Here is a 21,528-nt window from a genome sequence, read left to right on the forward strand (position 1 = left end):
CGAACCGGCGGGAACACGGAGGGGTTGAGCATGAGCGTTGCGGGAAGCGAGCTGTTCGAGCTGTCGAAAGGTGTTCTGGACGTCGCGTCGAAGAAGGTGTCGCTCATCGAGGACATCACCCGGCGCACCAAGATGCTGGCCATGAACGCGCTGATCGAGGCGGCGCGGGCCGGCGACGCCGGTCGCGGCTTCGCGGTCGTCGCCAACGAAGTGTCGGAAATCTCCAACCAGGTGAACACGATCACCAAGGAACTCCGCTCGGAGATCGTGGCCCGCGTCGATCACCTGACCACCACCGGCAGCGCGCTCGTGCGCGAGATGCACGGCAAGCGCCTCGCCGACCTGGCGCTCAACATGATCGAGATCATTGACCGCAACCTGTATGAGCGGTCCTGCGACGTGCGGTGGTGGGCAACGGACAGCGCCGTGGTCGATTGCGCCGCCGACCCCTCCGACGACAACCGCCGCCACGCCTCCCAGCGGCTGGGCGTGATCCTGGAGTCCTACACCGTCTATCTCGACCTGTGGATCTGCGACGCCAAGGGTGAGGTGATCGCCACCGGCCGGCCCGGCCGCTACGCCGGCACGGTGGGGTCGCGCGTGGGCGAGGAGGGGTGGTTCCGCCAGGCCATGTCCACCCGCAACGGCGGCGAGTTCACGGTCGGCGACGTCGCCCGCAACCCCCGGCTCGACAACCGCGTCGTCGCCACCTACGCCACGGCGATCCGCAGCGGCGGCGAGGCCAACGGCGAGCCCATCGGCGTGCTGGGCATCTTCTTCGACTGGGAGCCGCAGGCCGCCGCCGTGGTGGAGGGCGTCCGGCTGGAGGAGAGCGAGCGCGACCGCACGCGCTGCCTGCTGCTCGACGCGCGGCACCGGGTCATCGCCTCGTCCGACGGGCGCGGCCTGCTGAGCGAGACGGTGGCGCTGCGCCGCGGCGGCAACGGCGCCAACGGCGAAGGTGGCGGCGTGATTGGACACACCATCGAACCGACGGGGCGCACCATCGGCTACGCCCTTACGCCCGGCTACGAAACCTACAAGGGGCTGGGCTGGTACGGCGTGATCGTGCAGGAGCCCGACCGCCGCAACGGACCCGGGATTGGCTGAAACGGGACCAGGGAGCCGGGATGGGCGGGTAAAGCTGGCATTCCTACGGTGCTCTGGTCATCGCGGCGGGTTGGTCTAAACTCCGGGTCCGCCGCGTTGCTGGAGACCTCTTATGTCCTCGACCTCCCGTCGCCTTTACGTTCGCCGCGACAGCTTCCCGATCGCCGGAACGTTCCGCATTTCCCGCGGCGCCAAGACCGAGGCCCAGGTGGTGGTGGCCGAGGTGGTGGACGCGTGCAAGCGCGGGCGCGGGGAATGCGTTCCCTACGCCCGCTACGGCGAGTCCATGGACGGCGTGGTGAAGGCGCTTGAGGCGATGGCGGGCGAAGTCGCCGAGGGTTTGAGCCGCGAGCGCCTGCGCGAGGTCATGCCGCCGGGCGCCGCCCGCAACGCGCTGGATTGTGCGCTGTGGGACCTGGAGGCCAAGCAGGCGGGCAAACCGGCATGGCGCCTCGCCGGGCTGGCCGATGCGCCGAAGAAGCTGGTCACCTGCTTCACGCTGAGCGTGGACGAGCCGGCCGCCATGGCCGCCGCCGCGCGGCAACGGGCGGCCGACCATCCCCTGCTGAAGATGAAGCTGACCGGCGAGGGCGACCTGGACCGCGTGCGCGCGGTGCGCGAGGCGGCCCCCGCCGCCCGCCTGGTGGTGGACGCCAACGAGGCCTGGACGCTGGAGCAGCTGACCCGTTTCGCGCCGGTGCTGGCCGACCTGGGCGTCGAGATGATCGAGCAGCCGCTGCCCGCCGGCGAGGACGAGGCGTTGCGCGGCATCGACTGCCCGGTGGCGTTGGGCGCCGACGAATCCTGCCACGACCTGGGGTCGCTCGACCGGCTGAAGGGCCTCTACCAAGTCGTCAACATCAAGCTCGACAAGGCCGGCGGCCTGACCGAGGCGCTGCTGATGAAGAAGGTGGCGGAGGAGGCCGGTTTCGACATCATGGTCGGCTGCATGGTCGCCACCTCGCTGGCCATGGCGCCGGCCGTGCTGGTCGGGCAGGGCGCGCGCTACGTGGACCTGGACGGGCCGCTTCTGCTGGCGGAAGACCGCACGCCGGCCCTGCATTACGACGGCGCGGTGCTGTGCCCGCCGGCTGCGGAACTCTGGGGATGAGCACGCCGCCCGGCGGCGCGGCCCCTTGCTTCCCATTTGGTGGTTGCCTTCTCGGCGATCTTCCGTCCGCCCCGCTGCCGGACGAGCTGTTCACGACCCTCGCGGCAACACCGGGCGTGCGGATCGAGCGCATCCTGTCCACCGGTCAGGCCTCGCCGGAGGGCTTCTGGTACGATCAGGCCTGGGACGAGTTCGTGCTGCTGGTGCAGGGTGCGGCCCGGCTCCAGATCGACGGCGAGGGAGAGCGGACGCTCGGCCCCGGCGACTGGGCGATGATCCCGGCCCGCAAGCGCCACCGCGTCGCCTGGACCGATCCCGACGCGCCGACCGTCTGGCTGGCCGTCCACATCGGCGAACCATAAAAAAGCTAGGGAGGACTGGGACGATGAGCATCGACGCCGCGCGCCCTCGCGCGCCCATTGATGTTATGCGAGCCCGCGCGGAGACGCCGGGCACCCGGCATGTCGCGCATTTCAACAACGCCGGCGCCGCCTTGCTGCCGCAGCCGGTGCTGGACGCGGTGGCGGAGCACCAGGAGCTGGAGGCGCGCATCGGCGGCTACGAAGCCGAGGCGCGCAACGGGGCCAAACTGGAGGCTGTCTACGACTCGATCGCCCGGCTGCTGTCCTGCGACCGGACGGAGATCGCGCTGGTGGAAAGCGCGACGGCCGCCTGGGACATGGCCTTCAACGCCGTGGCGTCGCTGCCCGGCGGCGGCTTCCGTCCGGGCGACCGCATCCTGACCGCACGCGCCGAATATTCGGCCAACATCATCCCTTTCCTCCAGGCCGCCCGCCGCACCGGCGTGACGGTGGAGGTGATCCCCAGCGACGAAACCGGCCAGACTTCCGTGGATGCCCTGGAGGCGATGGTGGCGGAGTCGGGCCAAGGGCGGGGGACGGGGCGGGTGGCACTGATCGCCATCACCCACATCCCGACCAACGGCGGGCTGGTCAACCCGGCGGCGGCCATCGGCCGGGTGGCCCGGCGGCACGGCATCCCCTACCTGCTCGACGCCTGCCAAACGGTGGGGCAGATACCGGTGGACGTGGAGGATCTGGGCTGCGACTTCCTGTCGGCGACCGGGCGCAAGTTCCTGCGCGGGCCGCGCGGCACCGGCTTCCTCTACGTGCGCAAGGACTGGCTCGACCGCATCGAACCGCACACGCTGGACCATTCCGGCGCGGCGCTGGTCGCCGCCGACCGCTACGAGATGCGCCCCGACGCCCGCCGGTTCGAGCTGTGGGAATGCAACGTCGCCGCCCGCATCGGGCTGGGCGCCGCGGTGGACTACGCCCTGTCCTGGGGGCTGGAGGCGATCCGCGACCGCGCCTTCGGGTTGGCCGAGACGCTGCGTCGGCGCTTGGCCGAGTTGCCCGGCGTCACGGTCCGGGACCTGGGGGCGGAACGCTGCGCCATCGTCACCTTCACCGTCGATGGGCGGGAGCCGCGCGCGATCAAGGAGGCGCTGGGCGGGCAGGGGATCAATGTGTCGGTGTCCTCCGCCGCCTCCACCCGCTTCGACATGGACGCCCGCGGCCTGACCGACCTCGTCCGCGCCTCCCCGCACTACTACAACTCCGAGGAGGAGGTGGAGCGGCTGGTGACGGCGGTTCGGGGGGAGTGATCGGCGGTTGATGGTTTTTGGGAGTGGCCGCACTGGGCCCCCACCCTAACCCTCCCCCACTTCGCGGGGGAGGGAACTTGGTCGCGGAGTGGCGGCAGTCCCCTCCCTCGCCGAAGGTGGGGGAGGGTTAGGGTGGGGGCCCAACGAAGGCGCTTATCCCCTCAACTCACCCCGTCCACCACCGCCGCCACGCCCTCCGCATAACGCTCCCAGGTCAGGTCGGCCATGAAATCCGCGCCGGCCCGGCCGATGGCCTGGGCTTCGGTCCGGTCGGTCCAGAGCCGTTCCAGGGCGGCGACGATCTCCTCGACGTCGCTCTCGCCCCAGCCGTCGGTGCCGAAGGGGGCGCTGACGGGGGCTTGGCGCGTCAGGGCGACGCAGTTGCCGTCGCGGATCAGGTCGAGGTGCCCGGTGTTGGCCGACAGGATCGCCGGCACGCCGCAGGCCATGCATTCCATGGCGACGAGGTTGGTGCCGCCCTCGCCACGGTTGGGGAACAGGCCGACGTCCGCCTCGCGAAGGATGCGGGCCATGTCGGCGTTGGGCACGGGGCCGAGGTCCATCACCTGTTCCGCCCGGATGCCGTTGGCGACCGCCCAGCCCACCGCGTCGAATCGCCCGTCTTCCCGGAACAGGACGGGCGCGACAGCCCGGTTGGCCTCCAGCGAACGGGCGCCTTCCGGCCAGGGGCTGTGCCAAGCGGTCAGCAGCAGCGCTTCCGGATGGCGTTCGGCGAAGGCGCGGAAGGCGAGCAGGGCGAGGTCCTGGCCCTTGCGGAACTCCGGCTTGCCGCCGGAGAAGACGACGAAGCGGTCGCGGAACCAGCCGGCCTTCGGCGCCGGGTGGAAGTGCGTGGGATCGACGCCCTGCAGCACGGTGCGCGCGTGGGTGATGCCGGCGCCCTCCAGCACCCGCTGGACGAAGCCCGACCCGGCGACGATGGCCGTGCACTCCGCGGCGCGCGCCCGGCCATCCGCGTCGATGCCCGTGTCCTCCAGGTAGCAGACGCCGACCGTCGCGCGGCCGCGCAGCGTCACGCCGCCCATCGATCGGCTGCCGGCGAGATTGTTGCCGAGCCCGCGCAGCACCGGGGCGGAAACGACGACCTCCTGCCCGGCGTGCGGGGCGATCTGCGCGCACAAGGACTCCGACTCCCGGAACAGGCCGGCCATGCGCTGCCACTCCAGCGGCGACAGCGCGATCTCCTCCAGCCGCACCGGCAGGGAGCACAGCGGCGCGAAGCGCCCGCTGCGGGTCCAGTTCAGCGCGAGTTGCAGGCCGTTCACTCCCCAGCCACTGTAGCTGGACAGGCCCCATTGGATGACGATGGGCGTGGCGGGCATGCGGGGCTCCCTCCGGAGTGGCGGTCCATCCGGTCTCTCAGACGGAGCCCGTCAAGTCAACGGAAGTCGGTCAAGGGCCTCAGGTCCGGGCGGTCGGCGACACGTCGCCCATGGATTCCGACGCGGGAACGTAGGGCTCGTCCGACAGGCCGTTCACCTTGGCGGCCATGATGAAGTCGTTCTCGTGCAGGCCGTTGATCTTGTGCGTCCAGAAGGTGACGGTGCAGTGGCCCCAGCCGTACTGGATTTCCGCGTGGTGGCCTTCCGACTCGCACAGGTCGCCGACGCGCATGGCGAAGGCTTGAGCCTCCCGGAAATTGGCGAAGCGGAAGTCGCGCTCCAGCCGGTCGGGGTTGGCCTTGATCGACCAGCCTGGCACCTGCACCAGATAGCTGTCCGCCATCGCGCGGTCCATCGGGGGAATGCCGCCCCGGCACGGTTCGCAGGTCATGCCGGTGAGGTCCTGTTGCGCGGCCATCTCGTGCCCTCCGTTGTTCGTTCGTGCTTTGAGCAACAATCGTGGGGCGCGAACGGCATGCCGGCAAGGCCGGTCCTGTTGTGGGGAAGCCGAAGCTTGGCTATAGGACCCAAGACAGCGCCTGGCTGTTGTCCCCAGGCCATCCCCGCAACCGGAATCCGCGCCATGACCGATCTGCTCTTCGCCGACTACCAGCAGCCCAGCAAGCCGGCGGCGGGGCCGCGGCTGGCCATCGTCGGCGAGGCGCCGGGGGCGGAGGAGGCGCGCCAAGGCAAGCCCTTCGTCGGGCGCAGCGGGCAACTGCTGGACGAAAACCTAAGGGCCGCGGGGGTGGAGCGGGCGGAATGCCTGGTCGCCAACGTCTTCCGCTATCAGCCGCCGGGCAACAAGGTCGGGCATTTCTTCGCCTCGCGCACCCGCGCCAAGAAGGAGGGCCGCGCCATCGACGAGCGCTGGGGGCCGTTCGGCACGTCCGACTGGGTGCTGGCGGAATTCTCCGGCGAGATCGAGCATCTCCAGCGCACGCTGGAGGCCTACGCCCCGCGTGTCATCGTCGCGCTCGGCCGTACGCCGTTGTGGGCGCTGACCGGGCAGAACGGAATTATGCAACTGCGCGGGACGGTCCAGCCCTGCCGCCTGCTGCCCGGCGTCGATGTCGTGCCGACCTTCCACCCCAGCTACATCCTGCGCGGCCAGCTGGCCGAGCAGCCGACCTTCCTGGCGGACCTGAAGCTGGCGGTGTCGCAGTTGGACTCTCGGTGACGTGTCGTGGAGCGAGCAGCATTTCCACGGATTGCGCGGATTTGAACACGGATTTCACGGATGTTGACCGTTGGAAGGGCGCGCGGCGCGTCCAAGATCAATAAAAATCCGTGTAATCCGTGCCTAAATCCGTGCAACCCGTGTGAAACTGTTGTCCCCCGAGAATCGACGACCTACGCCCGCGACGCGGCCTCGGCCAAGCCCAGGAAGGCTGGGAGCGGGTGGGTGATGACGTAGGTCGGGATCGGGGCGAGGTATTCGCGCATCCGGCCTTTCTCCACGAAGCGCTTGCGGAAGCGGGAGTGCAGGAACAGCCCGTCCAGCTTCGGCACGATGCCGCCGGCGATGTAGACGCCGCCGCGCGCGCCCAGCGTCAGGGCGAGGTTGCCGGCCACGGTGCCGAGCATCGCGCAGAACATCTCCACCGCCTCGATGCAGTGCGGGTTGCTGGCGGCCAGCGCGGCTTCCGTCACCTGGGCGGGGGTGAAGGCCTCCGGCTCCCGGTTGTCGAGGATGCTCAGCGCCTCGTACAGGCTGACCAGACCCGGCCCGGACAGCACGCGCTCCGCGGAGACGTGGTCGTGGCGCTTGCGCAGCTGGGCCAGCACGGCGCTCTCGCGGTCGCTGATCGGGGCCATGGTGACGTGCCCGCCTTCGCCGGCGAGCGCGGTCCAGCCCTGCGGCCCGGGCACGAGGCCGGAGACGCCGAGCCCGCTGCCCGGCCCGAGGACGCCGACCACCGCGTTCGGCTCCGGCGCGCCATCGCCCACTTGGCGGACGTCTGCCGGGGTCAGGCGGGGCACCGACAGGGCCACCGCGGTGAAGTCGTTGATGACGACCAGCCGCTCCAGCCCCAGCGCGCCGCGCACGTGGGCGGTGGAGAAGGCCCAGCTGAGGTTGGTCATCGCCACCCGGTCGCCGGTCACCGGTCCAGCGATGGCGAAGGCGCCGCGCGTTGGACGGGGCAGGTGGCGCACGGTCGCCAGATAGGCCTCCGCCGCCGTCTCGATCGTCGGGAAGTCCGCGCCGCGCAGGACGCGCTGGTCGTGGACGCCCGTGTCGTCGATCAGGCCAAAGCGGGCGTTGGTCGCGCCGATGTCCGCCACCAGCGTCAGCGCGCCGGCGGTCTGGATGGGGAATGCGGTGTCGGTCGTCATGGATCCAGTGTCACCCGTACGGCGCGCGCGTCAAGGCGTCCACGTAGGTTTCCCGCCACCAGCCGATGTCATGGCGTCGCAGGGTGCGCATGATGGCGTCGTGGCGCTCCTTCCGCTCGGGCAGGGACATGGTCAGCGCGCGTTGCAGCGCATCGGCCACCGCCTCGATGTCGAAGGGGTTGACGATCAGCGCCTCGCCCAGTTCCCGCGCGGCGCCGGCGAAGGTGGACAGCACCAGCACGCCGGGATCGTCGGGGTCCTGGCAGGCCACATACTCCTTGGCGACGAGGTTCATGCCGTCGCGCAAGGGGGTGACGAGGCCGACGTTGGCCGTGCGGTAGAAGCCGGCCAGCACGCGCCGCCCGAAGCTCTTGTTCAGATACCGGATCGGCACCCAGTCGAACTCGGCGAAGCGGCCGTTGATGCGGCCCGACAGCTCCGACAGCTCGCGCCGGATGGCGATGTATTCCGGCACGTCCTCGCGGCTCGGTGGGGCGATCTGCAGGAAGGAGACGCGGTTGCAATGCTCCGGGTAGGTCGCCAGCAGCTGCTCGAAGGCCTGGAAGCGCTGCGGCAGACCCTTGGAATAGTCCAGCCGGTCCACGCCGATGATCAGCCGCCGCCCGACTAGGCTTTCCTTCAGCCGTTCCGTGTGGCGGGTCCGCGCGGCGGTCTGGGCGAGGCTTTCCAGGTTGGCGGTGTCGATGCTGATGGGGAAGGCCTTGGCCAGCAGCGTGCGGCCGAAGGCCTGGATCATCATGCCGCCGTCCGGCCCACGGTCCTCCACTATGCCGTCCGTCTCCTCCCGGATGTAGTCGGCGAAGCAGCGCAGGTCGACCTGGGTGTGGAAACCGACGAGGTCGTAGTTGCACAGCTCCCGGATCAGCTCCCGGTGGTTGGGCAGGGCCACCAGGATCTCCGGCGCCGGAAAGGGCGTGTGCAGGAAGAAGCCCATGCGCTGGTTGCAACCGCGCTGGCGCAGCTCCTCCCCGAAGGGGATCAGGTGGTAGTCGTGCACCCAGACCATGTCGTCGGGCTGCAACAGCGGCGCCAGCCGTTCCGCGAAATAGCCGTTGACCCGCTTGTAGCCCTCGCGCGTGCGGCGGCTGACCTCGATCAGGCCAAGGCGGTAGTGGAACAGCGGCCACAGGGTCTGGTTGGCGAAGCCGTTGTAGTATTCCTCGAAGTCGCGCCGGCCGAGGTCGAGCGTCGCGTAGGTCAGGCGCCCGACGTCGGTGCGCGTCGGCTCCCCCTGGGAATCGCCCTCGACGACGTTGCCGCTCCAGCCGAACCAGATGCCGCCGGTCTTCTTCAGCGCGGCCAGCACGGCCACGGCCAGCCCGCCGGCGGCCTGCTTGCCTTCATCGATCGGGGCGACGCGGTTGGATACGACGACCAGTCTGCTCACGGTCTGCTTTCTCCGGTTCCTGTGGTCCGCCCGGCTTCTCCGTCCGGAAAGGCTATGGTCCGCGTGTGACCGGCTCCTGCTTTGCAATGGTGTGTTGCGCAGGAACCGGGCGGGGACGAAACGAGCGGTGTTGACGGTTGGTTCCCCGCTGGCCCATGGGGCTACGCCAATGGGAGAGGGAGGGTTGGCAGCCCCGCCGTCCGCCCCAGTTTTTGCGGAAGCGAAAGGGCTTTTTTGTGTGCGATGCAGCATGACAGGCTGCCCGCGCCGTATGCTCGTTGTGCCCAATAATTCATCAAGGCACTGAAATCAAAAAGAAAATCATTTTCCCCCTTGATCGGTCCGGAGGGTGCGATCATATTGTGCAGTGCGGCATCGATCGCATCTCCGATGGGGGCGGTGCCGTAACGCACTTCTTGGGCGTTTCCTCCCTAGACTCAGGCCGGGGCTTTTGCCCCGGCCTTTTTTCTGTCCGGTGCGCAGTTGCGAGAGTGTGCGTTCAGCGCGGTTCCAGCGGGTCCGACGGCAGGTGGGCGATGCCGTCCACCATCTCGTTCATGTGGCGGGCCAGCACGTCGAGGAAGGGCAGGCGGGACAGCGTCGCCTCGTCCATGTAGAGGTCGCGGCTGATTTCGATCTGCAACGCGTGGATGCCCTGGCGCGGCCGGCCGTAATGGCGGGTGGTGTAGCCGCCGGCGTAGGGCGTGTTACGGCTGACCGTGTAGCCGAGGCCGCGCAGGAAGCGCTCCGCCGACTCCATGACGACCGGCGCGCAGGCGTTGCCGAAGCAGTCGCCCAGCACGATGTCGGCCCGCCGGGCGTCGCGGTCGCCCAGGCCCGGCGAGGGCATGGAATGGCAATCGATCAGCACGGCATGGCCGAAGCGGCTGCGGGTGTCCTCGACCAGCTGCCGCAGGGCGGCGTGATAGGGCATGTAGAACAGGTTGACGCGCCGCACCGCCTCGGCGAAGCGCAGCTTGCCGCGGTAGATGTCCTCGCCGTTGGCGACCACCCGCGCGATGGTGCCCAGCCCCGCCGCGACGCGCGGCGAACGCGTGTTGACGTAGCTGGGCAGGCTGTCCACGAACATGTCCGGGTCGAGTTCGTAGGCCTCGCGGTTAACGTCCAGGAAGGCGCGGGGGAACAACGCGCGGATCAGCGGCACGCCCAGGGTCGGGGCGCCGCCGAAGATCTCGTCGACGAAGCAGTCCTCCGACTTGCGCAAGGCGCGCGGGTCGAGCCGCGCCGCCGCCAGGAAGTCGGCCGTGTAGCGGTTCCCGCTGTGCGGCGAGGCCAGCACGAGCGGCTTGGTCTGTTCGGCGGGGGCCAGCAGGTCGAAGGCCCGTTCCGGCTCGGTTACGGCGGCGGCGTGAGCGTCCATGGTCACTTGATGTAGTGGACGAGGACGGTCCTGTCACGCTCCGTCCCGCTCGCGTTCCAACAGTCGCGGCCGCGTTTGTGATGATGATCCCAAAAAAATGAAATCCGGGCTTGCCAGACCCCCGGGATGATGGTACACCCCACGCCCACGCCGGATGGGCCAAAACGACGGTTCGGAAGGCGGCACGGATGGGCGCGTAGCTCAGCGGGAGAGCACTACGTTGACATCGTAGGGGTCACAGGTTCAATCCCTGTCGCGCCCACCATCCACGAAGGCCGGAACCCACACGGGTTGCCGGCCTTCGCCATGTCTGGGCCATCCCAAGTCTATCGCGCTCCGTACCGTTGCCGACCTTGCGGCCCGGAAGGTCCGATGGGAACCGCGAGCGGCGGCTCCCATCGGGACAAAGGCTCCTTAAGCTGCGGGGCGCTGCGCGGGCGAGGCCGATGCCAGGACGGCGACCTCGCGCTCGAAGGCATTCCGTTCGTCGTTCGACAGCGTGAACTTCACGTGCACCCGGCCGTGTTCGTTGGTCTTGACCACGAAGGAGATCCGCCGCGACAGGGCGGGGGCGTACAGGCTGCCGGTCGCGCCGGGCGCGAGGGCGGGTGCGTCCACGAGCATGGCGCCGCCCGCGGACAGGTTGACGATGCGGGATCCCGTGTTTCCGGCGCCCGTTGCGTCTATCGTGCAGGGCAGGTCGACCTGGAAGCGCGGCGAGCGCCGACGGTCCACGTCGGAGGTCGCGGTGCGGACGACCCGCACCAGGATGCGCTGCAACTCGTCGATGCTCTGCGCAACGTCGCTGGCACCGGCGCGCACGTCGTTCGCCCGCGCGCCGGTCTGGGTCGCTTCTTCCGACACCAGCGCGATGCGGGACGAAACCTGGCGGGCGGCTTGGCTGGTCTCGTTGACGGTGCGCGCGATCTCCTGCGTCGCGGCGTCCTGCTCCTCCACCGCCGCGGCGATGGACGAGGAGATGTCCGACACCTGCCCGATGGTGCCGGTCACCTCCGCCACGGTGTCCACGGCCTGCTTGGTCACCGATTCGACGTCGGTGATCAGGGTGGCGATCTCCTCCGTCGAGCGGGCGGTCTGGTTGGCCAGGTTCTTGACCTCTTGCGCGACCACGGCGAAGCCCTTGCCCGCCTCCCCGGCGCGCGCCGCCTCGATGGTGGCGTTGAGCGCCAGCAGGTTGGTCTGGCTGGCGATCTCGCTGATCAGGCGGGCCACCGCGCCGATGCGCTCCACCGCGTCGGACAGGCGGACGATGATGGCGCTGGCCGACTCCGCCTTGGCGACAGCCTGCCCGGTCACGTCCACCGAGGCGGCCACCTGGCGGCCGATCTCGCGGATCGAGGCCGACAGTTCGGCCGCCGCCGAGGCCACGGTCTGCGCGTTCGACAGCGCCTGGCTGGCCGCCGCCGCAACGTTCTGGGAGTTGTCGCTGACCAGGTCGGCCGAGGTGGCCATCGCCTCGGCGTTGCCGGCCATCTGGGACGCGTGCGTCGCCACGCTTTCCACCGCGGTGCGGGTTTCCCGCTCCACGGTGTCGGCCATGTAGGCCAGGGCGCGGCGCCGTTCCTCCTCGGCGGCGGCGCGGTCCTGCTCCTGCTGCGCCCGCAGCCGCTCGTTCTCCAGCCCGGCCTTGCCGAAGACGCGCACCGCCTCGGCCATCTGGCCGATCTCGTCGCCGCGCCCGTCGAACCCGACCTCGATGCGGAAATTCCCCGCGGCCATGGCCACCATGGTGGCGCGCATCCGGTCGATCGGGCCGACGACGGCCGAGCGCAGGAAGACCACCGCGACCAGGATGATGGCCAGCGTCACCAGCGCGACGCCGGTCAGGACGCGGGTCAGCGAGGCGGCGGCGCCCTCGATGTCGGCAACCGCCCCGTCGAGCCGCGCCAGCCGCTGCTCCCGCGCCTCCGTCATGGCGGCGAGGAGCCGCTCCATCTCCTCGCCCATGCTGTCGGCGACTTTGTCGAACTGGCCCATCATCGCGTTTCCGGCGGTCGGGCCGCCGTCGACATAGGCCGTCGCCATGCGCTGGCCGAGTTCGTAGAAGGGCGGGAAGGCCGTGCGGGCGGCGTCGATGGACAACACGATGGCCGACAGGCCGAGCTGGCCGGCGATGGCGCGGGCCTCGACGGCCGCCTCGTCGAACTTGTGGGCGAACTCCCGGGCCTTCTCCGGGCCGTCGTCCAGCCCATCCTGCCCGCGCGTCGCGGACACGTCGGTCAGCCATTGCTGCACCTGCGCCACGTCGTAGCGCATTTCCGCGATGTGGCCGATCAGGGGGACGACTTTGCCGCTCACCTCATTGGCGTTGGCGCGCACCGTCACGAGCGAGTCCCGCTGCGCCGCCATCTCCTGCTGCACGAGCAACGCCGCCGTGGCCGTCACGATAACGACCATCAACGCCGCCGCCGAGGCCTTGGCCTTGATGGTCACGCTGTGCAGGACATTCATTCTTTGCTCCGCTGATTTTTCACAATTTCGCTGCCGGGCGGCCATTGACTTGCCCGCGTCTTGCGGGCGCGGGCGGTCTGGTCTCCGAAAGCGAATCGCTTGAATTCTAGGCGGAGGAAAGCTAGTCGGAATTGGTTATGCGACTCTGAAGATCGTTACAAAACTGTCATGCGTTCTGCCAATGGTTGGCCTGTCTGGACGTGTAGTCAATTCCAAGGCGTAGTCTGTTCAATGGCTTCCAGATGCCTTGCGGACACCAGAGCAATGGGTGCGACGTTTTGGCGCATCCAGGAAGGCAGGCGGTTTTTGTTTGCCGACAAATGGATTTCCCGTCGGTCGACGCCCGTCGTCCGGAGATGCCGACGCCATCCCTGAACAGGATGGGCGTCAGGTGCGTATCAGCCCGTCCGGCTCGGCCGGCGCCGGGTGCTGGGGCTTCGGCGCGTTGCGCAGGTCCAGTCCGTCCAGGGCGCGGCGCAGGGCCTCCAGCCCGGCGCCGGCGGTCCCCTTGGCGTCCTCGACCGCCTGGGTGATGGCGATGCACAGGTCCTGGCGGGCGGCCGGGTCCTGCCGGCTTTCCTCCAGCAGGCGTTCGATGGAACCGACGCCGCCGTTCTGGCCCCCGCCATTTTGGCCGTCATTCTGCGGAACCGTGCTCTTCGGGTCGATCCCGAGCAAGGGCAGCAGATAGTCGCGGCCCTTTTCCCGCGCGACCGCCACCGCCTTGTCGCCGAACTTGGCCGCGGCGGTCAGGCCGGCGTCCCAGGCCGTCAGGGCCGTCAGGACCGAGGCGGCACAGAGAGGCCCATTGGGCGTTCCCTTGGGCGTCGCCGGCGTCTCGGCCAGGGCGGGGCTCGCGGCGAGAAGGCCGGCGGACAGCAGGATGGCGAAGCGCGGGGCGGCGGTCATGGGACGGCTCCTGACGTGACTGGCCGACATGTGGGGCGGTGCCCGCGGCCGTTCCAGGGCATGAAAAAAGCCCCCCGTCCCAGGTGGGACGAGGGGCTCAAACTTTTGCTTACCGTACGCTTACTTCCCGTACTTGGCCTTGGCCTCGATGCGGCGGCGGTGCAGGACGGGCTCGGTGTAGCCGTTCGGCTGCTCGCGGCCCTTGAAGACGAGGTCGCAGGCAGCATTGAAGGCGACGCTGTCGTCGAAGTTCGGGGCCATCGGGCGGTAGAGCGGGTCGCCGGCGTTCTGCTGGTCCACCACGGCGGCCATGCGCTTCATCGTCTCCACGACCTGCGCCTCGGTCGCGATGCCGTGGTGCAGCCAGTTGGCGATGTGCTGGCTGGAGATGCGCAGCGTGGCGCGGTCTTCCATCAGGCCGACGTTGTTGATGTCCGGCACCTTGGAGCAGCCGACGCCCTGGTCGATCCAGCGCACCACGTAGCCGAGGATGCCCTGGGCGTTGTTGTCCAGCTCCTGCTGGACCTCCTGCTCCGACCAGTTCGGGCGGTCGGCCATCGGGATGGTCAGGATGTCGTCCAGGCTGGCGCGGGCGCGGGCGACCAGTTCGTCCTGGCGGGCGGCGACGTTGACCTGGTGGTAGTGCAGGGCGTGCAGCGTGGCCGCGGTGGGCGAGGGCACCCAGGCGGTGTTGGCGCCGGCCTGCGGGTGGGCGATCTTGGCGGCCAGCATGTCGGCCATGCGGTCCGGCATCGCCCACATGCCCTTGCCGATCTGCGCCCGGCCTTTCAAGCCGCACAGCAGGCCGGTGTCGACGTTCCAGTCCTCATAAGCCTTGATCCAGGCGGACGACTTCATGTCGTTCTTGCGGATCATCGGGCCGGCTTCCATGGCCGTGTGCATCTCGTCGCCGGTGCGGTCGAGGAAGCCGGTGTTGATGAACACCACGCGCTCGGACGCCGCACGGATGGCTTCCTTGAGGTTCACCGTGGTGCGGCGCTCCTCGTCCATGATGCCCATCTTCAGCGTGTTGCGGGCCATGCCCAGCGCGTCCTCGACGCGGCCGAACAGCTCGTCGGCGAAGGCGACCTCCTCCGGCCCGTGCATCTTCGGCTTAACGATGTAGACGGAGCCGGCGCGGCTGTTCTGGTGCGACCACTTCAGGTCGTGCAGCGCGGCCAGCGAGGTGATCATGGCGTCCAGGATGCCTTCCGGCGCCTCGCTGCCGTCCTTCAGCAGCACGGCGTCGATGGTCATCAGGTGGCCGACGTTGCGGACCAGCATCAGGCTGCGGCCGGGCAGGACGAGGATGTCGCCGGTCGGGCTGGTGTAGACGCGGTCGGAGTTCAGCTTGCGCTCCACCTCGCCGTCGCCCTTGGGGAAGGTGGCGGTCAGGTTGCCGCGCATCAGGCCCAGCCAGTTGCGGTAGACCAGCACCTTGTCTTCCGCGTCCACCGCAGCGACCGAGTCCTCGCAGTCCTGGATGGTGGTCAGGGCCGACTCGACCACCAGGTCGGCGACGCCGGCCGGGTCGGTGCTGCCGATGGGGTGGTTGCGGTCGATGACGATTTCCAGGTGCAGGCCGTTGTTGACCAGCAGCACGGAGGTCGGGGCCGACGGGTCGCCGGTGTAGCCGGCGAACTTTTGCGGATGGGCGAGGTAGGCGGTGCGGTCGCCGCTCAGCGCGACGGTCAGGTGCCCGTCCTCGATGATGTAGCCCACGGCGTCGGCGTGGGAGCCCTCGGTCAGCAGGGCGGCGGTGTCGAGCACGCCGCGGGCGAAGGCGATGACCTTCTCGCCGCGCTTGGGGTTGTAGCCCTTGCCGCGCTCCGCCCCGTCCGCGTCGGGGATGGCGTCGGTGCCGTAGAGTGCGTCGTACAGGCTGCCCCAGCGGGCGTTCGCCGCGTTCAGCGCGTAGCGGGCGTTCATCACCGGCACGACGAGCTGCGGGCCGGCGGTGGTGGAGATCTCCGGATCGACGTTCGTCGTCGTCACGGCGAAGCCCGGGCCCTCCGGCAGGAGGTAGCCGATCTCCTTCAGGAATTCCGTGTGGGCCGCGCGGTCCAGCGGCCGGCCGCGGCGCTCCCGGTACCAGGCGTCGATCTTGGCCTGAAGCTCGTCGCGCTTGGCCAGCAGCGCGCGGTTGCGCGGCGCCAGATCGTGGAGAATGGCGTCAAGCCCCGACCAGAACTGCTCCGACGTGACGCCGGTGCCCGGCAGGGCCTCGTTCTCGATGAAGCGGTGAAGCTCCGTGGCAACCTGCAAGCCGCCAACCTGAATGCGTTCCGTCACCATAGCTGCTCGTTCCTTCCGAAGTCGAAATCACCGCGGTTTTTCGGTTTGTCGTTGTTTGGCTGACGTCGTTTCACCGCATGCCCGCCGGACCGGTTTTCCGGGCCGGTGCGGGCGTCGGGCGACAAAGTACACATTCGCGCGGCTTTGGTCTTCCTTCTAATTGGCGGACTCCGGATCGGGGGCGCGCTCTGTGCGTGTGGGGAACTCCCCTTTCGCACCCGCAGTCCCTATGTTGTGGGGCATGAGCATACCCGCCGATGCATCTCCGCCAGCCGGTCAACAGCGGGATCCCCACAGGGAGTTGCTGTCCGGCCTCGTGGAGCGCGTCACCTTCCACAGCCCGGAGACCGGATTCTGCGTCCTGCGCCTGAAGGTGCGCGGGCAGCGCGACCTCGTGACGCTGGTCGGCCACGCCGCCTCGATCAGCGCGGGGGAGTTCGTGCAGGCGTCCGGGGCCTGGGTCAACGACCGCACCCACGGCCTGCAGTTCAAGGCGGACTTCCTGCGCGCCACCCCGCCGACCACGGTGGAGGGGATCGAGAAGTATCTGGGATCGGGCCTGATCAAGGGCATCGGGCCGGTCTACGCGAAGAAGCTGGTGAAGGCGTTCGGCGACGCCGTGTTCGACGTGATCGAGCAGCAGCCGGACCAGCTGCGGAAGGTCACCGGCATCGGGCCGAAGCGGGCGCAGCGCATCGTCGCCGGCTGGGCCGACCAGAAGATCATCCGCGAGATCATGGTCTTCCTGCACACGCACGGGGTCGGCACCTCGCGCGCCGTGCGCATCTTCAAGACCTACGGGCCGGACGCCATCCAGCTGATCACCGAGAACCCGTACCGGCTGGCCCGCGACATCCGCGGCATCGGCTTCAAGACCGCCGACGCCGTCGCCTTCCGCCTGGGCATCGAGAAGACCGCGATGATCCGGGCGCGCGCCGGCATCAGCTACGCCCTGGCCGAGGCGACGGACGAGGGGCATTGCGGCGTGCCCACGGCGCAGCTGGTCCCCATGGCCGCCAAGCTGCTGGAGATCGAGCCGCCCATCGTGGAGACGGCGCTGGACCTGGAGCTGGCGGAGGGCACTGTCGTCGCCGACACGCTTGAGGGCGAGCCGTGCGTGTTCCTGGCCGGGCTGCACCGGGCGGAGTTGGCGATCGCCGACCGTCTGCGCCGGCTGGCGGAAGGGCAGGTTCCCTGGCCGCCCATCGACACCGACAAGGCGATCCCCTGGGTGGAGGAGAAGGCCGGCATCACGCTGGCCGAGGGGCAGCGGGAGGCGCTGCGCCGCGCGGTCGCGTCGAAGCTGATGGTCATCACCGGCGGGCCGGGCGTCGGCAAGACGACCCTGGTCAACAGCATCCTGACGGTGCTGAAGGCCAAGCAGCTGTCCATCGCGCTGGCCGCCCCCACCGGCCGGGCCGCCAAGCGCCTGTCGGAGAGCACGGGGATGGAGGCCAAGACCATCCACCGCCTGCTGGAGACCGATCCGAAGGCCGGCGGCTTCAAGCGCGACGAGACCTATCCGCTGGACTGCGACCTGCTGGTGGTGGACGAGACCAGCATGGTCGACGTGCCGCTGATGAACGCGCTGCTGCGCGCCGTGCCGGGGCGCGCGGCGCTGCTGTTGGTCGGGGACGTGGACCAGCTGCCGTCGGTCGGGCCAGGGCAGGTGCTGGGCGACATCATCGCGTCGGGTGCCGTGCCGGTGGTGCGGCTGACCGAGATCTTCCGGCAGGCGGCGACCAGCCGGATCATCGTCAACGCCCACCGCATCAACGCCGGCCAGATGCCGGACTGGCCCAGGGCCGGCACGCGGGAAGCGGAGGAGAGCGACTTCTACTTCGTGGAGGCGGCGACTCCGGAGGTCGGCGTGGCCCGGGTCATCGAGATCGTGCGCGACCGCATCCCGCGCCGATTCGGCTTCGACCCGGTGCGCGACGTGCAGGTGCTCTGCCCCATGAACCGGGGCGGCATGGGCGCGCGCTCGCTGAACATCGAGCTGCAGGCGGTGCTGAACCCGCCGGGCGAGCTGCGAGTCGAGCGGTTCGGCTGGGTCTTCGGCGTCGGCGACAAGGTGATGCAGGTCGAAAACGACTATGACAAAGAGGTCTACAACGGCGACCTCGGCATCGTCTCGGCCATTGATCCGGAAGAAGGAACGCTGACCGCGACCTTCGACGGGCGGCCGGTGACCTATGAATACGGGGAGCTGGACGAAATCGTTCTGGCCTACGCGACGACGATCCACAAGAGCCAGGGCTCCGAATACCCGGTGGTCGTCATTCCCGTGGTGACCCAGCATTACACGATGCTGCAACGGAACTTGATCTACACGGGCGTGACGCGGGGCAAGCGGTTGGTCGTCATGGTCGGGCAGCGCCGGGCGCTGGCCATGGCGGTGCGCGGCGCCCAGGGCCGCCGCCGCTGGTCGAAGCTGCGCGAGTGGCTGGCGCCTCGCTGAGGTGGCCGGCTGAGGTTGTGGGCGGGCGTATGGCGACAAATTGTCACCGGCGGCACCGTCTCACGTTCCGGGTGAGGGTTTCCAAGGGCACCTTCGGGGGCGGGGCGCAGCCGCGGTGTGGGGCTAACGCTTTCATAACGAACGGAAAAGCCGGCTTTTGCGGTGGCCGGCGGCGGTGCCGTCCGGTCCCGGAAGACGGAGGTGGGGGACCGGGTTGTGGCGAGACTTCTGGTCCGAACGTATCGGTCGAGCCGCCAAGTCTTCCGGCCGACTGTCTTAGTTGTGCGGCTCTGGCCTTTGGCGTGCTTGACGGACGGCCCAAGGCCTGTGACAAAGATAATTCGGCATCCTCTATGAGCTTGAAGACACATGTTCGACCGCCCGCCCCGTCAGGGCTACCGCGCTCCCGAGATCACCAAGGCCAACGTCACCGCCACGGTTAAGTGGTTCAACCCCACCAAGGGGTTCGGCTTCGTGTCCCCCGAGGACGGTTCGCCCGACGCCTTCCTGCACGTTTCCGCGGTCCAGGCCGCGGGCTATGACGCGCTCGACGAAGGCGCCACCATCGTTTGCGACCTCGCCCGCGGCCCGAAGGGTCCGCAGGTTGCTTCCATCCAGTCCGTGGACACCTCCACGGCCTCCCAATCGTCGCGCCCGGCCCGCTCCGGCGGCGGCGGCTATGACCGTGGCGGCTATGACCGCGGCGGCTTCGGCGGTGGCGGCGGCGGCTACGACCGCGGCGGCTGGGGCAACGACGCCGGCGGCGGCGAAGAGGTCGACGGCACCGTGAAGTGGTTCAACGTCGACAAGGGCTTCGGCTTCATCACGCCGAGCACCGGTGGCAAGGACGTGTTCGTCCATGTGAACGTCCTGCGCCGCTCCGGCATGCAGACGCTCCAGGAAGGCGATCAGGTGCGCGTCACCGTCCGCCAGGGGCAGAAGGGCCCCGAGGCGGGCAAGGTCGAGTACCGCTAAAGCCGAACAACCGGGGCGCTTCCGCAAGGGGCGCCCCGGTTCGTTTCTGTTCGATGCTTCCGCGATGAACGATGCGCTTGGATCAGGCGCGTCGCTTTCGGCGTCTCTGGATGTCTTGGCGGGGGATTTACCACCAAGACAGCAAGGCACCAAGAGTCCTCGCGACCAGCACGGGGTGGATTCTTGGTGTCTTGGTGCCTTGGTGGTGAAAACCTAAATCAGGCCGCCAGACCCATGGCCTTCAGGTCGTCCTCCACCGTGCCAATCGGCATGATGTTGTAGTGCTCGACCAGCGCCTGCAGAACGGCCGGGGTGACGAAGGCCGGCAGCTTGGGGCCGAGGCGGATGTTCTTCACTCCCAGGTGCAGCAGGGCCAGCAGCACCGCCACCGCCTTCTGCTCGTACCAGGAGATGACCAGCGACAGCGGCAGCTCGTTGACGCCGACGCCGAAGGCCTCCGACAGGGCGAGCGCCACCTTGACGGCGGAGTAGCTGTCGTTGCACTGGCCCATGTCCAGCAGGCGCGGCAGGCCGGCGACGGTGCCCAGATCCTGGTCGATCACCCGGAACTTCCCGCAGCCGAGCGTCAGCACCACCGTGTCCTGCGGCAGCGCGGTCGCCATGTCGGTGTAGTAGCTGCGGGCGCCCTCCGCCCCGTCGCAGCCGCCGATCAGGGTGAAGTGCCGGATGGCGCCGCCCTTGACCGCCTCGATCACCTTGTCCGCCACGCCCAGGACGGCGTCGTGGTGGAAGCCGGCGAGGTGATGGCGCACCGGCGACTCGTCGGTGAAGCCGTCCGCGGCCAGCGCGGCCTGGATCACCGGGGCGTAGTCGTGGTCGGCGATGTGCGTCACGCCCGGCCAGGCGACGAGGCCCGAGGTGAAGATGCGGTCGGCATAGCCGGGGGCCGGCTGCTGGATGCAGTTGGTGGTCATCAGGATCGCGCCGGGGAAGGCGTCGAACTCGCTGCGCTGGCGCTGCCAGGCGCCGCCGTAATGGCCGACGAGGTGGGCGTACTTCTTCAGTTCCGGATAGCCGTGGGCCGGCAGCATCTCGCCGTGGGTGTAGACGTTGATGCCCGTCCCCTCGGTCTGCTTCAGCAGCTCTTCCAGATCCTTCAGGTCATGGCCGGAGACCAGGATCGCCTTGCCGCGGACATGGCCCATCAGCACCGGCGTCGGCACCGGATGGCCATAGGCGCCGGTGTTGGCGCCGTCCAGTAGCGCCAGCACGGTCACGCTCATGGCGCCGGTGCGCAAGCTGAGGTCGAGCAGCGCGTCGACGGAGGGCTCGTCCTCGGCCAGTGCGGTCAACGCCTCCTGCGTGAAGGCGTAGACCGCCTCGTCCTCCCGCCCCAGCAGCCGGGCGTGGCAGGCGTAGGCGGCGGCCCCCTTCAGGCCGTAGACGACCAGTTCCTGAAGGCCCGCGAGGTCGGCGCCCAGCGCCGCGATGCGGGTGTCGATGCCGACGGCCTGTCCCTGCGCGACCAGCCCGGCGAGGTCCGCCGCCGGTTCCCAGGCCGCGGGACCGCTCAGCGCCTCGGGCGCTTGGCCCGCTGCGGCGCAGGTCTCCGCATAGAGGGCGCGCAGGGAATCGCGCAGGGACGCGGCGGCGCGCAGAAGGCCCTCCAGCCGGTCCGGGTCGAAGTTGACGTTGGTCACCGTGGTGAACAGCGCGTCCAGCGTGAAGGCGTCCGCCGCGTTACGGCGAATCCCCATCTTGCCGAGACGGTGCGCATACTGCGAAATACCCTGCGCGGCGTGGACGAGGAGATCCTGGAGCGCGGCGGTGTCGGGGGTCTTCCCGCAGGCCCCCTGCGTGGTGCAGGCTGTCCCGCGGGTTGTTTGTTCACACTGGTAACAGAACATGGATGAGTCTCCCGGATGATCGGTATTGGCTGGTCTTTGTTGGCGAGTTGTTGTGCATGATTGAAACGCCGGGGTTGTGCTGCACTTGACCGCGGTCAAGTCGGACGCCCGGTTTCGGCGACGATTGATGCGGCGGATTGTCACCGAACCGCGGGAGCAAGGGAGGGAGAG

Annotated in this window: 17 protein-coding genes and 1 tRNA gene; 8 read left to right on the top strand and 10 right to left on the bottom strand. The window is 69.1% G+C overall.

From position 1 onward, the window contains the following. The first annotated feature begins 30 nt into the window (after window positions 1-30). The 4 genes from M2351_RS03415 to M2351_RS03430 all read left to right on the top strand — a co-directional run bounded on the left by M2351_RS03415 (window position 31) and on the right by M2351_RS03430 (window position 3,848). Window positions 31-1,110, top strand: coding sequence for a methyl-accepting chemotaxis protein (locus M2351_RS03415; protein WP_264654746.1), 1,080 nt, complete (start codon window positions 31-33; stop codon window positions 1,108-1,110). 112 nt (window positions 1,111-1,222) lie between these two features. After that, complete coding sequence (dgcA, locus tag M2351_RS03420) at window positions 1,223-2,221, top strand: N-acetyl-D-Glu racemase DgcA (RefSeq protein ID WP_264654747.1); 999 nt, start codon at window positions 1,223-1,225, stop codon at window positions 2,219-2,221. Continuing rightward, a complete protein-coding gene (locus M2351_RS03425) occupies window positions 2,218-2,583 on the top strand; it encodes a cupin domain-containing protein (protein ID WP_264654748.1) in 366 nt (121 codons plus the stop codon). The genes dgcA and M2351_RS03425 overlap by 4 nt, the downstream gene beginning before the upstream one ends. Before the next feature lie 23 nt (window positions 2,584-2,606). Beyond that, window positions 2,607-3,848: an aminotransferase class V-fold PLP-dependent enzyme gene (locus tag M2351_RS03430; RefSeq protein WP_264654749.1), complete on the top strand. Its 1,242-nt coding sequence runs from the start codon at window positions 2,607-2,609 to the stop codon at window positions 3,846-3,848. Window positions 3,849-4,009: 161 nt separating this feature from the next. Here the strand turns inward: M2351_RS03430 and M2351_RS03435 are convergent, their stop codons facing one another. After that, window positions 4,010-5,191: a glycosyltransferase family 4 protein gene (locus M2351_RS03435; protein WP_264654750.1), complete on the bottom strand. Its 1,182-nt coding sequence runs from the start codon at window positions 5,189-5,191 to the stop codon at window positions 4,010-4,012. A gap of 79 nt (window positions 5,192-5,270) precedes the next feature. Further along, entirely contained in the window at window positions 5,271-5,669 is a 399-nt protein-coding gene (locus M2351_RS03440; RefSeq protein WP_264654751.1) for a 4a-hydroxytetrahydrobiopterin dehydratase, read from the bottom strand. A 165-nt stretch (window positions 5,670-5,834) separates the two neighbouring features. Here M2351_RS03440 and M2351_RS03445 point away from each other — a divergent pair, with 165 nt between their 5' ends. Next, on the top strand, window positions 5,835-6,431 hold the full coding sequence (locus M2351_RS03445; RefSeq protein WP_264654752.1) for a uracil-DNA glycosylase: 597 nt from the start codon (window positions 5,835-5,837) through the stop codon (window positions 6,429-6,431). Between the two features lie 173 nt (window positions 6,432-6,604). Here M2351_RS03445 and M2351_RS03450 read toward each other — a convergent pair whose 3' ends face one another. From M2351_RS03450 to M2351_RS03465, 4 genes are all read right to left on the bottom strand, one after another. Beyond that, on the bottom strand, window positions 6,605-7,588 hold the full coding sequence (locus M2351_RS03450; RefSeq protein ID WP_264654753.1) for a glucokinase: 984 nt from the start codon (window positions 7,586-7,588) through the stop codon (window positions 6,605-6,607). A gap of 10 nt (window positions 7,589-7,598) precedes the next feature. After that, complete coding sequence (otsA, locus tag M2351_RS03455; protein ID WP_264654754.1) at window positions 7,599-8,996, bottom strand: alpha,alpha-trehalose-phosphate synthase (UDP-forming); 1,398 nt, start codon at window positions 8,994-8,996, stop codon at window positions 7,599-7,601. A 161-nt stretch (window positions 8,997-9,157) separates the two neighbouring features. Beyond that, window positions 9,158-9,409, bottom strand: coding sequence for a hypothetical protein (locus M2351_RS03460; RefSeq protein ID WP_264654755.1), 252 nt, complete (start codon window positions 9,407-9,409; stop codon window positions 9,158-9,160). A gap of 86 nt (window positions 9,410-9,495) precedes the next feature. Continuing rightward, window positions 9,496-10,377, bottom strand: coding sequence for an N-formylglutamate amidohydrolase (locus tag M2351_RS03465; RefSeq protein WP_264654756.1), 882 nt, complete (start codon window positions 10,375-10,377; stop codon window positions 9,496-9,498). Between the two features lie 190 nt (window positions 10,378-10,567). Here M2351_RS03465 and M2351_RS03470 point away from each other — a divergent pair. Further along, window positions 10,568-10,642: transfer RNA gene (locus M2351_RS03470), tRNA-Val, on the top strand. Window positions 10,643-10,791: 149 nt separating this feature from the next. On the opposite strand, the gene M2351_RS03475 is transcribed toward M2351_RS03470, so the two are convergent. The 3 genes from M2351_RS03475 to M2351_RS03485 form a co-directional block, all read right to left on the bottom strand. Continuing rightward, the gene (locus tag M2351_RS03475; RefSeq protein WP_264654757.1) at window positions 10,792-12,849 is read right to left on the bottom strand and encodes a methyl-accepting chemotaxis protein; all 2,058 of its coding nucleotides are present in this window, start codon (window positions 12,847-12,849) and stop codon (window positions 10,792-10,794) included. A 387-nt stretch (window positions 12,850-13,236) separates the two neighbouring features. Continuing rightward, the gene (locus M2351_RS03480; RefSeq protein ID WP_264654758.1) at window positions 13,237-13,758 is read right to left on the bottom strand and encodes a hypothetical protein; all 522 of its coding nucleotides are present in this window, start codon (window positions 13,756-13,758) and stop codon (window positions 13,237-13,239) included. 120 nt (window positions 13,759-13,878) lie between these two features. Further along, window positions 13,879-16,050: a malate synthase G gene (locus M2351_RS03485; protein WP_264656831.1), complete on the bottom strand. Its 2,172-nt coding sequence runs from the start codon at window positions 16,048-16,050 to the stop codon at window positions 13,879-13,881. Window positions 16,051-16,354: 304 nt separating this feature from the next. On the opposite strand from M2351_RS03485, the gene recD2 reads away from it, so the two are divergent. Further along, entirely contained in the window at window positions 16,355-18,514 is a 2,160-nt protein-coding gene (recD2, locus tag M2351_RS03490; RefSeq protein WP_454464580.1) for an SF1B family DNA helicase RecD2, read from the top strand. A 369-nt stretch (window positions 18,515-18,883) separates the two neighbouring features. Next, a complete protein-coding gene (locus M2351_RS44915; RefSeq protein ID WP_319801867.1) occupies window positions 18,884-19,489 on the top strand; it encodes a cold-shock protein in 606 nt (201 codons plus the stop codon). A 218-nt stretch (window positions 19,490-19,707) separates the two neighbouring features. Here M2351_RS44915 and hcp read toward each other — a convergent pair whose 3' ends face one another. Next, complete coding sequence (hcp, locus tag M2351_RS03505) at window positions 19,708-21,357, bottom strand: hydroxylamine reductase (protein ID WP_264654760.1); 1,650 nt, start codon at window positions 21,355-21,357, stop codon at window positions 19,708-19,710. Between the last annotated feature and the right edge of the window lie 171 nt (window positions 21,358-21,528).

The sequence above is a fragment of the Azospirillum canadense genome, assembly GCF_025961225.1.
Lineage (GTDB): Bacteria > Pseudomonadota > Alphaproteobacteria > Azospirillales > Azospirillaceae > Azospirillum > Azospirillum canadense.